This window comes from Citrobacter sp. H12-3-2 (assembly GCF_009649895.1).
Classification (GTDB): domain Bacteria; phylum Pseudomonadota; class Gammaproteobacteria; order Enterobacterales; family Enterobacteriaceae; genus Citrobacter; species Citrobacter portucalensis.
Genome location: NZ_CP045837.1, coordinates 2247973 through 2262384, shown reverse-complemented (window position 1 = coordinate 2262384; position 14412 = coordinate 2247973). Strand labels below are relative to the sequence as shown.

The following is a 14412-nucleotide window of genomic DNA, read 5'->3' as shown; positions in this document are numbered from 1 at the left end:
CTCGTCAGTGTAGCGACGAGCGTTGTCAAAAAGATTTGTACACATAATGACCTCCCTCAAAAGACAATAAACTAACAGAATAGGATAACGGGTAATACCTGACCACACTATTATGAACCACTAGCCCCAGAATGTAGAATCATCGCATTGATAATAAAAAGAAAAGTATAATCAGCGAGAAATTTACGCTGCTGTTTTTTCAACAGTTCTTTCTTGAAACAACGGTGCTTTATTCATTACGTCTGGGATGCACCCGGTTTTAACAATCACGCCAGGATTACCAACAACGACAGAAAAAGGCGGGATACTTTCGGTCACAAACGCCCCGGCAGCAATTTTACTCCCTTGCCCAATGATGACCCCGCCGACGATGACAGCATTTGGACCAATCCAAACTTCATCCTCAATAATGGGGTAACCCGTGATGCGGGTTCCTGCTCCCCGAATAGTATCTCGCTGACCGATGGTTACACCATGAAATAAGGTAACGTTCTTTCCAATCCTTGCACTCGGCGATATCACTATCCCCCAGCCATGAGTGATAGCCAACCCGGCACCAACCTGCGTGCTCGATGGAAAATCCATCGAGCCCATGTGAGCAGCACACCGATGCAAGATCTTAAATGGATAGAGCATGATACGCAGCGGTGTGCGCGAAACCGCACAGTATTGGCATAAACGCATCATCACAATGATACGGAATGTTCTGCTAATTACTGTACCAATTATTAGTTTACTCCATGAGAAATAACCAAATTCACGGTGGGTATCGGCTTTAATTTTGTCGAATGCCATCATACTGTCTCATTGTTTAATCGTTAAAATGTATCAGTTCTCACTGAAATAAAAACATATTTTCTTGTCACCAGCATTCTTTTTTTCGAGTAGATACGGCACCTGAAAGATGACAATAATATAAATAATGAAATGGCTATCTCTTACCTGGACCAAAACAATAATGGCAGCCAGGAAAGTATTTAAGAATCAATACGGGAAAACAGACATTGGGCACCGCCAGCGGTGCCCTTTTGGGATCAGATGCTGTGGATCGCAAACAACAACGAGTTACGTTGGTGGTTGAGAACGCACTTCCTGATGGTATGGATACGCATATTACGACGCGATTGTCCTTCAAGCCAACGTGCTTTACGGCGGCTAGCCTGACGCAGCATCCGCCAGCGTCCCACTTCCGTTCTACTACGCTTCATGTTAACTACTCTTCCAGTCACTGAGCGGCCATTATAACGCCAGACCGAATGCAGACCAGTGGTTTTCCCGTGTTTTTATTTGCCAGATTAATCCTGATGCGTAAACTCTTAACAATACGCTTTCAAAAGGATTTTTAAATTTATGACAACCTTCTACACCGTGGTGAGTTGGCTGGTCATTCTGGGTTACTGGGTACTCATTGCTGGCGTAACGTTACGCATTCTGATGAAGCGACGCGCAGTGCCCTCCGCAATGGCCTGGCTGTTGATCATCTACATTCTGCCATTGGTAGGAATTATTGCTTATCTGTCCTTTGGTGAACTTCACCTGGGTAAGCGACGTGCCGAACGCGCCCGGGCGATGTGGCCTTCAACCGCCAAATGGCTGAACGACCTCAAGGCCTGCAAGCATATTTTTGCCCAGGAAAACAGCAGCGTCGCCTCTTCGTTATTTAAACTGTGCGAGCGTCGTCAGGGTATAGCTGGCGTAAAGGGAAACCAGCTGCAGTTGCTCACCAGTTCAGATGACGTGATGCAGGCGCTGATCCGTGATATTCAGCTGGCGCGCCACAACATCGAAATGGTGTTCTACATATGGCAGCCAGGCGGTATGGCCGATCAGGTAGCCGAGTCGTTAATGGCTGCCGCGAGGCGTGGCATTCACTGTCGCCTGATGTTGGACTCCGCCGGCAGCGTGGCGTTTTTCCGCAGCCCTTGGGCGGCGATGATGCGTAACGCAGGTATCGAGGTTGTAGAAGCGCTGAAGGTGAACCTGATGCGTGTATTTTTACGCCGTATGGACCTGCGTCAGCACCGCAAAATGATCATGATCGATAACTACATTGCTTATACCGGCAGCATGAACATGGTCGACCCGCGTTTCTTCAAACAAGATGCGGGCGTCGGGCAATGGGTTGATTTAATGGCGAGAATGGAAGGTCCTGTCGCCACTGCTATGGGCATTGTCTATTCCTGCGACTGGGAAATTGAGACCGGAAAGCGCATTTTGCCTCCGCCACCGGACGTCAATATCATGCCGTTTGAGCAGGCCAGCGGCCACACCATTCACACTATCGCCTCGGGTCCTGGTTTCCCTGAAGATTTGATTCATCAGGCGCTGCTAACCGCTGCTTATTCAGCGCGTGAATATTTAATTATGACCACCCCCTACTTCGTCCCCAGCGACGATCTGTTGCACGCGATCTGCACGGCAGCGCAGCGTGGGGTTGACGTCAGTATCATTCTTCCACGTAAAAATGACTCCCTGCTGGTTGGCTGGGCAAGTCGGGCCTTTTTCACCGAGCTGCTGGCGGCTGGCGTTAAAATTTATCAGTTCGAAGGTGGCTTGCTGCACACCAAGAGCGTACTGGTCGATGGCGAGCTGAGCCTGGTCGGTACGGTTAACCTGGATATGCGCAGTCTGTGGCTCAATTTTGAAATCACGCTGGTCATTGATGATGCCGGATTCGGTGGCGATCTCGCGGCAGTGCAGGATGATTATATTTCGCGTTCCCGCCTGCTTGATGCCCGTTTGTGGGTAAAACGACCACTCTGGCAGCGGATAGCAGAGCGACTGTTTTACTTCTTTAGTCCGTTGCTGTAAAACGTGCCCATCAGACAGTAAACAGGTAGTCATTATGGATATGGATTTGAACAATCGCCTGACCGAAGACGAAACGCTTGAGCAGGCTTATGACATTTTTCTCGAACTGGCTGCGGACAATCTGGATCCAGCCGACATCATTCTGTTCAATTTGCAGTTTGAAGAGCGTGGCGGTGCGGAGTTGTTCGATCCGGCAGAAGACTGGCAGGAGCATGTTGATTTTGACCTGAACCCTGACTTCTTTGCCGAGGTGGTGATTGGTCTGGCAGATACAGAAGACGGCGAGATTAACGATATTTTCGCGCGCGTTTTATTATGTCGCGAAAAAGATCATAAGCTCTGCCATATTCTCTGGCGCGAATAATCAAACAAAAAAGCTGCTCTCGCAGCTTTTTTCATTTTTAACCCGGCAGTTTACTTCCACAGCGGTTACAAAATTGCGCACTATGTTCGTGCTGCGCCTGCTGGCACTGCGGACATTTTCGTTGGTGCCCGCGCTGCTGGAACGCACTGCTCATGTGCGTGGTAATCAATCCCGTCGGTATTGCAATCACCGAGTAACCAATCAGGATAAGCACAGACGCCACCATGCGCCCCAACGGTGTGTGCGGCGTGATATCGCCATAGCCGACGGTGGTTACAGTAACAATCGCCCAATACACCGACGCATTCAGCGTAGTAAACCCATATTTTGGCCCTTCAATCAGATACATCATCGCGCCAAAAACCACCATCAGGATGGCGATAAAGGAATAGAACAGCATCAGCTGATGTCGGGCGCTTTTTAACGCATTCCAGAACACCCGTAGAGAGGGCATAAAGCGCAGCAGCTTGAGAATACGCAGGACGCGCAGGACACGCATCGCTCGCCAGGCGAAAACATAGCTCAGACTGATTTCCGGCCATAGCCACATCACATACAGAGGCAGAATGGTGGCAAGGTCAATTATCCCCCAGAAGCTGAACACATATTTAGCGGGGTTAGCCCAGCAACATAAGCGCAGAAGATATTCGAGGGTGAAGACCAGAGTAATAAAGATCTCCAGCCAGACAAAAACGCGCCATTCCTCAAAGGTTAAATGGTATTGCGTCCCTACTCCGGACTCAATGAAGATAACGATAACGCTGAGCAAGGCAAATAGCGCACACATGCCTTCAAAGCGACGCCCTGAACGGGTGTTTAAATCAAATAATTTGCGATAGAGCGCACGGCGGACAGAAGAGACTAAACCTGGCACAGATACCTCACCAAAAAAAGGGCTGACCTTTGTCAGCCCTCAGGATTATAGCGGGTCTACTTTCAGGCAGGAAACTGCATGTCGGAAACTTCCTTCCAGAACCGGGCGCGTTTTTGCGCATTCCGGTCCAGCAATCGGACAGCGCGTACGGAACACGCAACCGGAAGGAGGATTAATCGGGGACGGTAACTCGCCTTCCAACAACTGGATAACCTTGTTCCTTTCCTGATCCGGATCGGGGATCGGCACCGCAGACATCAACGCTTTGGTATAAGGATGCAGCGGGTTATGGTACACCTCGTCATAAGTCCCTAATTCCACCGCATGTCCGAGATACATAACCAGCACACGGTCGGAGATGTGTTTAACCACCGCGAGGTCGTGGGCAATGAAGATTAACGATAATCCCATTTCGCGCTGAAGCTGTTGCAGCAGGTTAACCACCTGGGCCTGGATTGATACATCCAGCGCCGAAACCGGTTCATCGCAGATAATCAACTTCGGTTCGAGGATCAGCGCGCGGGCAATACCAATACGCTGACACTGGCCACCGGAAAACTCATGTGGGTAGCGGTTAATCAGGTTAGGCAGTAGTCCAACCTTCATCATCATCGCCTTCACACGGTCGCGGACTTCCTGACCAGGAAGATTCGGATGATAAGTTCGCAGCGGTTCGGCAATGATTTCACCAATGGTCATGCGCGGGTTTAACGATGCCAGCGGATCCTGGAAAATCATCTGGATATCGCTGCGCACTTCCCGCCACTCATCGGGTTTCATACCCAGTAAATCTTTACCCAGCCAGGCAACCTTTCCATCGGTGGCCTTCACCAGGCCGATAATCGCACGGGCAAAGGTCGATTTCCCGCAGCCTGATTCACCGACCACGCCCAGGGTTTCGCCCTCATACAGTCGCAGGGTTACGCCATCAACCGCCTTCAGGGTTTTAGACGGTTGCCAGAACCACTGTTTGCCATCTTTAATATCGAAATGGACTTTAAGGTCGGCAATCTCAAGGAGCACTTTACGTTGTTCGGTCGCCGTATTCATACCAGTTCCTCCACCGGCTTAAAGCAGGCACGCAGACGGCCTGGGCTAAATTCCTCCAGTGGCGGAGCACTGCTACAGATTTCCATCGCATGCGGGCAACGCGGCTGGAATGGACAACCTTTTGGTAGACGCAGTAAGTTCGGTGGGTTGCCAGGGATAGTGAGCATCTCTTCCCCTTCGGCATCCAGACGAGGTACGGCATTTAGCAAACCAATCGAATACGGATGAACGGGTTTATAAAAGACATCCCGCGCACTGCCGTATTCCATAGTACGTCCGGCATACATCACCAGGACTTTATCGCAAATACCGGCAACAACCCCCAGATCGTGGGTGATCATGATAATCGCGGTGTTGAATTCACTTTTCAGTTCATTCAGCAGCGTCATAATTTGCGCCTGTACCGTCACATCGAGCGCAGTGGTTGGTTCATCGGCAATCAGTAATTTGGGCCTGCACAGCAGCGCCATGGCGATCATTACGCGCTGACGCATACCACCGGAGAATTCATGAGGATACATTTTCATACGCTTACGCGCTTCCGGCATTTTCACCGCATCCAGCATTCTGACCGACTCTTCAAAGGCTTCCGCTTTGTTCATGCCTTTATGCAGCATCAGAACTTCCATCAACTGCTCCCCGACCCGCATGTACGGGTTGAGAGACGTCATCGGGTCCTGGAAAATCATCGAGATTTGCTCGGCGCGCAGTTTGTTCAGCTCACGTTCCGGTAAATTCAGAATTTCACGCCCGTTGAACGTTGCGGAGCCCCCGATACGACCATTCGCCGCCAGCAGCCCCATCAGGGCAAAGGCCGTCTGCGATTTACCCGAACCGGATTCACCGACAATACCCAACGTTTCTCCGGCTCGCAGAGAAAAGTTTAAATCGTTGACCGCAGTTACATCGCCGTCGGGGGTCGCAAACGTCACACGCAAATCTTTTACGTTCAGCAGCGCGTTAGCCTGTTGTTGCGCGAGCGGCGCGGTTGAGGTTTCAATTACGCTCATGGCTGCACTCCTTAACGGTCTTTCGGGTCGAGGGCATCACGCAGGCCATCGCCAATAAAGTTAAAACAGAACAAAGTGACCACCAGGAAACCAGCCGGGAACAGCAGCAGCCATGGTGAGACTTCCATAGAGTTGGCACCATCACTGAGCAGCGCGCCCCAGCTACTTAAGGGCTCCTGCGTACCTAGTCCCAAAAAGCTCAGGAAGGATTCAAACAGGATCATGCTCGGCACCAGCAATGAAGCGTAAACCACCACCACACCCAGCACGTTCGGCACAATATGGCGGATAACGATACGCACGGTAGACACCCCACCCACTTGCGCCGCTTCAATAAACTCTTTGCGCTTGAGACTCAGCGTTTGTCCACGCACGATACGCGCCATATCCAGCCAGGAGACCATCCCGATAGCGACAAAAATCAGCAGGATATTTTGCCCAAAGAAGGTGACCAGCAGGATCACGAAGAACATGAACGGGAAGGAGTTGAGGATTTCCAGCAGACGCATCATCACCGAGTCAATTTTTCCGCCGAGGTAGCCCGACAGAGAACCGTACAGCGTACCAACCACCACCGCGACTAACGCCGCCGCAATGCCGACCATCAGCGAAATGCGCCCGCCAATTGCCACGCGCACCAACAGGTCTCGTCCCGAAGAGTCAGTACCGAAATAGTGGCCTGATTCCGTATCCGGCGCGCTGGACATCATGCCCCAGTCGGTATCGAAGTAGGTAAACTGCGACAGCATCGGTGCCAGCGTCACGAACAGCGCAATAATTACCAGCACCACCAGGCTTGCTACCGCCGCGCGGTTATGCATAAAGCGTCGACGCGCGTCCTGCCACAGGCTGCGGCCTTCGACCTCCAGCTTTTCACTGAAATTCTCCAGCGCCTCGCTGTTTTTCTTACTTAACATCATAGCGAGCTCCAGTATCAGTAACGAATTTTCGGGTCGATAACGGCATACAGCACATCGACAATCGCGTTAAACACGATGGTCAGCGTACCCACCAGTATGGTCAGACTAAGAACCAGCGAATAATCGCGGTTTAACGCCCCATTGACGAACAACTGGCCAATACCCGGCAAACCATAAATGGTTTCAATAACCATCGAACCGGTGATAATGCCGACAAATGCCGGTCCCATATAGGACAACACTGGCAACAGCGCTGGTTTTAACGCATGACGGAAAATAATCCGCCGCATCGGCAGCCCTTTAGCGCGTGCGGTACGAATAAAGTTAGAGTGCAGTACTTCAATCATCGAACCGCGAGTAATACGGGCAATACTGGCGATATAGGCCAGTGACAAGGCCACCATCGGCAGGATCATAAATTTCAGCGCCCCGCCGTTCCAGCCTCCGCCGGGTAGCCATTTCAAGGTTATGGCAAATATCATGACCAATAAGGGAGCGACCACGAAACTGGGGATAACCACCCCAGTCATTGCCACCCCCATCACCGTATAGTCCCAACGTGTATTTTGCTTCAGCGCGGCTATCACTCCGGCGCTAACACCGACGAGTACCGCCAGAATAAAGGCTGCCGCACCCAGCTTCGCAGAAACCGGGAAGCTCGAGGCAACGAGGTCGTTAACCGTGTAGTCTTTATATTTAAAGGATGGTCCAAAATCGCCGTGCGCCAGCTGTTTCAGATAGCTGAAGTACTGTGTCGAGATGGGATCGTTAAGGTGATATTTCGCTTCAATATTCGCCAGCACCTCTGGCGGTAACGCGCGTTCCCCGGTGAATGGGCTTCCGGGCGCAAGGCGCATCATAAAGAATGAAATCGTAATAAGAATAAACAGCGTTGGAATCGCTTCCAGACAGCGACGTAATATAAATTTTAACATTGCCCGTACCTTCTGGCGTGTGCCTTTATACCCGTCATACTTCAAGCTGCAAGTGCGTTAGCTTTACTCGCTCACGCCAGTCACTTACTTAAGTAAGCTCCTGGTGATTCGCTGCGTTGCCGCCTTCCTGCAACGTGAATTATTTAGGGTATACCTCTCTTTGTCTAAAGAGGTATTTTTAGTTCGAAGAAAAAGACACTGTGGGGCAACATGATTGCCCCACGTCTTGCCATTAATGCTTGATAATATACAAGTCTTTAACGTGGATATTATCCATCGGGTCTTTACCGGAGTATCCGCCAACCCATGGTTTCACCAGGCGGGCGTTAACATAGTAATAAACCGGTACAATCGCAGAATCTTTATCCAGCTGCTGTTCCGCTTTCGAATACAGTTCGCTGCGCTGCGCTTCATCCGTCACTTTCAGCGTATCCGCAATCAGCTTATCAAATGCCGGACTCTTATAGTGGACGGTATTATTGGAGCTATCGGACAGTACCATATTCAGGAAGGAGGTCGGTTCGTTATAGTCCGCACACCAGCCCGCACGTGAAACATCATAGTTGCCCTGATGGCGCGTATCGAGGAACGTTTTCCATTCCTGGTTTTCCAGCTTCACATTAGCACCCAGATTTTTCTTCCAGATAGATGCCGCGGCAATAGCCAGCTTCTTATGCAGGTCTGAGGTGTTATACAGCAGATCAAAGGTCAGCGGTTTCTCAGCGGTATATCCGGCCTCAGCCAGCAGTTTCTTCGCTTCTTCATTACGTTTTTCCTGAGACCACTTGAACCACTCTGGCTCAACCAGTTTCGCGCCATCGGTGTATGGAGGAGTAAAGCTATATGCTGGCAGGTCACCCTGGTTTTTCACTTTATTGACGATAATGTCACGATCCAACGCCAGCTTCAGGGCAGTACGAACACGAACATCGTTGAACGGTGCTTTCTGGTTGTTGATTTCGTAATAATAGGTGCACAGATACGGGTCAACGTGGACTTCGTTCGGGATCTCTTTTTTCAGTTTCTGGAATAACTCAATCGGCATGTTGTTATAGGTCATGTCGATTTCACCGCTGCGATAGCGGTTAACATCAGTCACTTCAGAAGAAATAGGCAGGTAGGTTACCTGGTTAATAACCGTTTTGGCGTTGTCCCAATAGTTGGTATTACGCTCAAGCACAATGCGCTCGTTCACAACCCAGTCTTTCAGTTTATACGCACCGTTAGTAACGATATTAGCGGGCTGGGTCCACTTCTCGCCGAATTTTTCAACAGCCGCTCTGGGAACCGGTGAAACGGAAGAGTGCACAAGCAGTTTGTAGAAATAAGGAACTGGTTCGCTGAGGGTAACTTCAAAAGTATGATCGTCGAGAGCTTTTACGCCCAGATCGGTGACCGGTTTTTTACCGGCGATAATATCATCAATGTTGACAATATGACCGTACTGCAAATAACTGGCATACGGTGATGCAGTATTTGGATTAGCCAAACGTTGCCAGCTATACACGAAATCTTGCGCGGTAACAGGCGTGCCGTCAGACCACTTAGCATCTTTACGCAGATGGAATGTCCAGACTTTAAAATCTTTATTTTCCCATTTTTCAGCCACGCCAGGCGATGGTTTGCCATCGACATCACTGATTAATAAACCTTCAAACAGGTCACGGTTAATGTTGGATTCAGGTACACCTTCGATTTTATGGGGATCGAGTGATTGCACTTCCGAACCGTTATTACGCACCAGAGTCTGCTTTTCAGCAAGCTGCACACCCGCTGGCACTACTGCCGCCGTGGCAACATTTCCTGCGACTAGCGCAGTTAAGATCCCCGCAGCTACTAAACTTTTTTTAGTGATGTTAGTCATTGTGTTGTACTCCCTCATTATTATGGCTGGTTTTTTAACCAGACTGTTAATCCTGTTAGGATCCCTGTACGGCACCGGAGATTTTCTGCCGTCAGGTGGTTTATTGTTTTACTGCTTGCTATCACCGACTTTATTTATTCTGGCGATTCGTATGACCGCCTTGCGTCGATTCTCTACGTGCCTCCCCTGCCGGAAACACGCTATTACCCTGTTGAGAGAAACTAACTGCAAATGATTCTCATCAACGTGAATTCTTCTGCATAATACTTGGCCGGAAAGTATCAAATGCGTTTCTTAACCGCCAATACATTTTACAAATTTGTTAACCAATTCTCTTTTATTGGAAATAAATCTCACTTAAAAAGTCTTACGAATGAAGATTTATTATGGGAAGTTCACAAAAATCAATGCATTATGTCGACCATGGTGTTAACCATCCTGTCCTAAGTCAACGCCATGTCAAAATGCACATAAATTTAACAATTGGTTATTAATTAGCACATTCATCTGAAATAAAGGCTGAAATAACTAATAACATTTCGATAATCCTTCAGCAAGCCCCAGAGTATGATGTTAATAAAATAACAGCAGTATCGGTCTTCGCCGGGCGTACTGGGACGTGTTATATCTTTAGAATCAATGGCTAACAGGAGAGTTAATCATCAGCATTTTTTATTATTGCTCTGCTGATTTTCAACTTTAGTGAGAAGTTTTACTGATAATGAAAGGAAACGGAGCCGGACACGACTCCGTTTGCACAGAAGAGAGGTTTCAGGCCAGCAAACCAGGGAAAATGGATTTGATGCCTGTAACGATAAATTCGATACCCAAAGCCATTAACAGCAGCCCCATAATACGCGTAATGACGTTGATACCGGTTTGGCCCAACAGGCGCACTAACCATGGTGCCATGCGGAACAGCCCCCAGCAGCACAGGGCAAACAACGCAATCGCTACAAAAAAGCCAAACAGGTTAATCGCACTATGATATCGCGTACCCCAGACAATAGTTGAGCTTATCGCCCCCGGCCCCGCCATCAACGGCAATGCCAACGGCACAACGCCGATACTTTCACGGATTGCGGTTTCTGATTTTTCCTGTTTGTTTTGTTTATCTTCCCCTAGTTTTCCGCTAATCATTGACATCGCGATAGTCACAACCAGAATGCCGCCAGCGATCCTGAACGAGTCAATTGAGATGCCGAAGAGTTGCAGAATACCATCACCAAGAAACAGCGAAGTCCACAGGATGATTGCGACTGATAGGTTTGCCGTGAGGTTGGTTTTGTTTCGTGCTGCGGCAGTTTGATAGCTGGTCATACTGATAAAGACGGGGATGATCCCTACCGGGTTGACCAACGCAAATAACCCAATGAAAAATTTAAAATAGACAGGAAAATCAAATAGCGTTTGGATCACGGTTAGCTCCGAAGCGTTAGCCGGATAAAATGAGTCATAAAATTGATAAAATCCGCGCTGAAGATACGCCTTTTGTCAGCATACTTCACCTTCTATCTTCGTATATCAATGTAAATACGCTACCAATACTCAGTGTTATTAATATGTATTAAATATGCTAATGTTATTAGCATTCATTACGTCAATTTATTAACACTTAACGAGAAACGCTAAAAGGGCCTGCTGAAAGGTGTCAGCTTTGCGAATTTTTGATCCAGATCACGCAATTACTACTCAGAAGTGAGTAATCTTGCTTACGCCACCTGGAGGTAACGCGTTAGAGTTAACTGGCGCTAGCGTATAAGCTCTTTTAGTAAATCAAAGTAAAGTGGACGTTAATTAACCGTTTGATTTTCAAACCATTACACAAATTTTCGTCGGTCTGTCTATACTCTCGTATCGAGCAGATGATTTACTAAAAAAGTTTAACATTATCAGGAGAGCATCATGGCTGTTACTAATGTCGCTGAACTTAACGCACTTGTAGAGCGCGTAAAAAAAGCCCAGCGTGAATATGCCAGTTTCACTCAAGAACAGGTTGACAAAATCTTCCGTGCCGCCGCTCTGGCTGCCGCAGACGCTCGAATTCCTCTCGCGAAAATGGCCGTTGCCGAATCCGGCATGGGTATTGTCGAAGATAAAGTGATTAAAAACCACTTCGCTTCTGAATACATTTACAACGCTTACAAAGATGAAAAAACCTGTGGTGTGCTGTCTGAAGACGACACTTTTGGTACCATTACCATTGCTGAACCGATTGGTATCATCTGCGGTATCGTTCCAACCACTAACCCTACCTCTACTGCGATCTTCAAATCACTGATCAGCCTGAAGACTCGTAACGCCATCATCTTCTCTCCGCATCCGCGCGCAAAAGATGCAACTAACAAAGCAGCTGACATCGTTCTGCAAGCAGCAATCGCTGCTGGCGCACCGAAAGATCTGATCGGCTGGATCGATCAACCTTCCGTTGAACTGTCTAACGCGCTGATGCACCACCCGGACATCAACCTGATCCTTGCGACCGGTGGTCCAGGCATGGTGAAAGCGGCATACAGCTCCGGTAAACCTGCTATCGGCGTAGGCGCAGGTAACACCCCTGTTGTTATCGACGAAACCGCTGATATCAAACGTGCTGTTGCATCTGTTCTGATGTCTAAAACCTTCGATAACGGCGTAATCTGTGCTTCTGAGCAGTCTGTCGTCGTGGTTGACTCTGTATATGATGCAGTACGTGAGCGTTTTGCGACTCACGGCGGCTACATGCTGCAGGGCAAAGAGTTGAAAGCAGTTCAGGACGTTATCCTGAAAAATGGCGCGCTGAACGCAGCTATCGTTGGTCAGCCGGCATATAAGATTGCTGAACTGGCAGGCTTCTCCGTACCAGAAACCACTAAGATTCTGATCGGTGAAGTGAAGATTGTCGACGAAAGCGAACCGTTTGCTCACGAGAAACTGTCTCCGACGCTGGCAATGTACCGTGCGAAGGACTTCGAAGACGCAGTCATCAAAGCTGAAAAACTGGTTGCGATGGGCGGTATCGGTCATACCTCTTGCCTGTACACTGACCAGGACAACCAGCCAGAGCGTGTTGCTTACTTCGGCCAGATGATGAAAACCGCACGTATCCTGATCAACACCCCGGCTTCTCAGGGTGGTATCGGTGACCTGTACAACTTCAAACTCGCACCTTCCCTGACTCTGGGTTGTGGTTCCTGGGGTGGTAACTCCATCTCTGAAAACGTTGGTCCTAAGCACCTGATCAACAAGAAAACCGTTGCTAAGCGAGCTGAAAACATGTTGTGGCACAAACTTCCGAAATCTATCTACTTCCGTCGTGGCTCTCTGCCAATCGCACTGGATGAAGTGATTACCGATGGTCACAAACGTGCGCTGATCGTGACCGACCGCTTCCTGTTCAACAACGGTTATGCAGACCAGATCACCTCCGTTCTGAAAGCTGCTGGCGTTGAAACCGAAGTGTTCTTTGAAGTTGAAGCTGACCCGACTCTGACCGTTGTTCGCAAAGGTGCTGAGCTGGCTAACTCCTTCAAACCAGACGTAATCATCGCACTGGGTGGTGGTTCCCCGATGGACGCCGCGAAAATCATGTGGGTTATGTACGAGCACCCGGAAACTCACTTCGAAGAACTGGCACTGCGCTTTATGGACATCCGTAAACGTATCTACAAGTTCCCGAAAATGGGCGTAAAAGCGAAGATGGTTGCAGTTACCACCACTTCCGGTACCGGTTCTGAAGTGACTCCGTTTGCGGTCGTTACCGACGATGCAACTGGGCAGAAATACCCGCTGGCAGACTACGCGCTGACTCCGGATATGGCGATTGTTGACGCCAACCTGGTTATGGATATGCCGAAGTCACTGTGTGCGTTCGGTGGTCTGGATGCCGTCACTCACGCTCTGGAAGCTTACGTTTCAGTACTGGCTTCTGAGTTCTCTGACGGTCAGGCTCTGCAAGCGCTGAAATTGCTGAAAGAAAACCTGCCAGCGTCTTACCATGAAGGTTCTAAGAACCCGGTAGCGCGTGAGCGTGTACACAGTGCAGCAACTATCGCTGGTATCGCGTTTGCTAACGCCTTCCTGGGTGTATGTCACTCAATGGCGCACAAACTGGGTTCTCAGTTCCACATTCCTCACGGTCTGGCGAACGCCCTGCTGATCAGCAACGTTATTCGTTACAACGCGAACGACAACCCGACTAAACAGACTGCATTCAGCCAGTACGACCGTCCGCAGGCACGCCGTCGCTACGCTGAAATCGCAGACCATCTGGGTCTGAGCGCTCCGGGTGACCGTACTGCCGCGAAAATCCAGAAACTGCTGGGCTGGTTGGAAGAAATCAAAGCTGAACTGGGTATTCCTAAGTCTATCCGTGAAGCTGGCGTTCAGGAAGCTGACTTCCTGGCACACGTGGACAAACTGTCTGAAGATGCGTTTGACGACCAGTGTACTGGTGCTAACCCACGTTACCCGCTGATTTCTGAACTGAAACAGATCCTGCTGGATACCTACTACGGTCGTGAGTATAGCGAAGGTCACAGCGCCGCTAAGACTGAAGCAGTAGCTGCACCGAAAGCAGAAAAGAAAGCGAAGAAATCCGCTTAA

Annotated in this window: 12 protein-coding genes; 3 read left to right on the top strand and 9 right to left on the bottom strand. The window is 49.3% G+C overall.

Translation table 11 applies throughout. From position 1 onward, the window contains the following. Nucleotides 1–183 precede the first annotated feature (183 nt). Together GHC22_RS10810 and GHC22_RS10805 are read right to left on the bottom strand one after the other, a co-directional pair. Nucleotides 184–798: a serine acetyltransferase gene (locus GHC22_RS10810; RefSeq protein WP_048216256.1), complete on the bottom strand. Its 615-nt coding sequence runs from the start codon at nt 796–798 to the stop codon at nt 184–186. A 236-nt stretch (nt 799–1034) separates the two neighbouring features. Continuing rightward, the gene (locus tag GHC22_RS10805; RefSeq protein ID WP_122984013.1) at nt 1035–1208 is read right to left on the bottom strand and encodes a YciY family protein; all 174 of its coding nucleotides are present in this window, start codon (nt 1206–1208) and stop codon (nt 1035–1037) included. A 142-nt stretch (nt 1209–1350) separates the two neighbouring features. Between GHC22_RS10805 and cls the strand changes: the two genes are divergently transcribed. Together cls and GHC22_RS10795 are read left to right on the top strand one after the other, a co-directional pair. Next, nucleotides 1351–2811 carry a cardiolipin synthase gene (cls, locus tag GHC22_RS10800; RefSeq protein WP_003020687.1) on the top strand — a complete coding sequence of 487 codons (1461 nt, stop codon included), beginning with the start codon at nt 1351–1353 and terminating at the stop codon, nt 2809–2811. Between the two features lie 34 nt (nt 2812–2845). Next, nucleotides 2846–3175, top strand: a complete 330-nt coding sequence (locus GHC22_RS10795; RefSeq protein WP_003020691.1) for an HI1450 family dsDNA-mimic protein — start codon at nt 2846–2848, stop codon at nt 3173–3175. 37 nt (nt 3176–3212) lie between these two features. On the opposite strand, the gene GHC22_RS10790 is transcribed toward GHC22_RS10795, so the two are convergent. The 7 genes from GHC22_RS10790 to ychE form a co-directional block, all read right to left on the bottom strand. Then, a complete protein-coding gene (locus GHC22_RS10790; RefSeq protein ID WP_003833361.1) occupies nt 3213–4049 on the bottom strand; it encodes an ion transporter in 837 nt (278 codons plus the stop codon). A gap of 45 nt (nt 4050–4094) precedes the next feature. Beyond that, nucleotides 4095–5099: a murein tripeptide/oligopeptide ABC transporter ATP-binding protein OppF gene (oppF, locus tag GHC22_RS10785; protein ID WP_153752900.1), complete on the bottom strand. Its 1005-nt coding sequence runs from the start codon at nt 5097–5099 to the stop codon at nt 4095–4097. Continuing rightward, on the bottom strand, nt 5096–6109 hold the full coding sequence (gene oppD, locus GHC22_RS10780) for a murein tripeptide/oligopeptide ABC transporter ATP-binding protein OppD (protein WP_153752898.1): 1014 nt from the start codon (nt 6107–6109) through the stop codon (nt 5096–5098). The genes oppF and oppD overlap by 4 nt, the downstream gene beginning before the upstream one ends. A gap of 11 nt (nt 6110–6120) precedes the next feature. Next, the gene (gene oppC / locus GHC22_RS10775; protein WP_003020701.1) at nt 6121–7029 is read right to left on the bottom strand and encodes an oligopeptide ABC transporter permease OppC; all 909 of its coding nucleotides are present in this window, start codon (nt 7027–7029) and stop codon (nt 6121–6123) included. A gap of 14 nt (nt 7030–7043) precedes the next feature. Beyond that, a complete protein-coding gene (gene oppB / locus GHC22_RS10770) occupies nt 7044–7964 on the bottom strand; it encodes an oligopeptide ABC transporter permease OppB (RefSeq protein ID WP_003020708.1) in 921 nt (306 codons plus the stop codon). A gap of 232 nt (nt 7965–8196) precedes the next feature. Beyond that, nucleotides 8197–9828: an oligopeptide ABC transporter substrate-binding protein OppA gene (gene oppA / locus GHC22_RS10765; protein WP_048216252.1), complete on the bottom strand. Its 1632-nt coding sequence runs from the start codon at nt 9826–9828 to the stop codon at nt 8197–8199. A gap of 771 nt (nt 9829–10599) precedes the next feature. After that, a complete protein-coding gene (gene ychE, locus GHC22_RS10760; protein ID WP_003020714.1) occupies nt 10600–11247 on the bottom strand; it encodes an NAAT family transporter YchE in 648 nt (215 codons plus the stop codon). A gap of 486 nt (nt 11248–11733) precedes the next feature. Between ychE and adhE the strand changes: the two genes are divergently transcribed. Then, on the top strand, nt 11734–14412 hold the full coding sequence (gene adhE / locus GHC22_RS10755) for a bifunctional acetaldehyde-CoA/alcohol dehydrogenase (RefSeq protein ID WP_153752896.1): 2679 nt from the start codon (nt 11734–11736) through the stop codon (nt 14410–14412).

Coding starts and splice junctions, on each gene's coding strand:
- adhE (WP_153752896.1), top strand. CDS start 11,734: ATGGCTGTTACTAATGTCGCTGAACTTAACGCACTTGTAGAGCGCGTA.
- oppB (WP_003020708.1), bottom strand. CDS start 7,964: ATGTTAAAATTTATATTACGTCGCTGTCTGGAAGCGATTCCAACGCTG.
- oppC (WP_003020701.1), bottom strand. CDS start 7,029: ATGATGTTAAGTAAGAAAAACAGCGAGGCGCTGGAGAATTTCAGTGAA.
- GHC22_RS10805 (WP_122984013.1), bottom strand. CDS start 1,208: ATGAAGCGTAGTAGAACGGAAGTGGGACGCTGGCGGATGCTGCGTCAG.
- oppA (WP_048216252.1), bottom strand. CDS start 9,828: ATGACTAACATCACTAAAAAAAGTTTAGTAGCTGCGGGGATCTTAACT.
- GHC22_RS10795 (WP_003020691.1), top strand. CDS start 2,846: ATGGATATGGATTTGAACAATCGCCTGACCGAAGACGAAACGCTTGAG.
- oppD (WP_153752898.1), bottom strand. CDS start 6,109: ATGAGCGTAATTGAAACCTCAACCGCGCCGCTCGCGCAACAACAGGCT.
- cls (WP_003020687.1), top strand. CDS start 1,351: ATGACAACCTTCTACACCGTGGTGAGTTGGCTGGTCATTCTGGGTTAC.
- oppF (WP_153752900.1), bottom strand. CDS start 5,099: ATGAATACGGCGACCGAACAACGTAAAGTGCTCCTTGAGATTGCCGAC.
- GHC22_RS10810 (WP_048216256.1), bottom strand. CDS start 798: ATGATGGCATTCGACAAAATTAAAGCCGATACCCACCGTGAATTTGGT.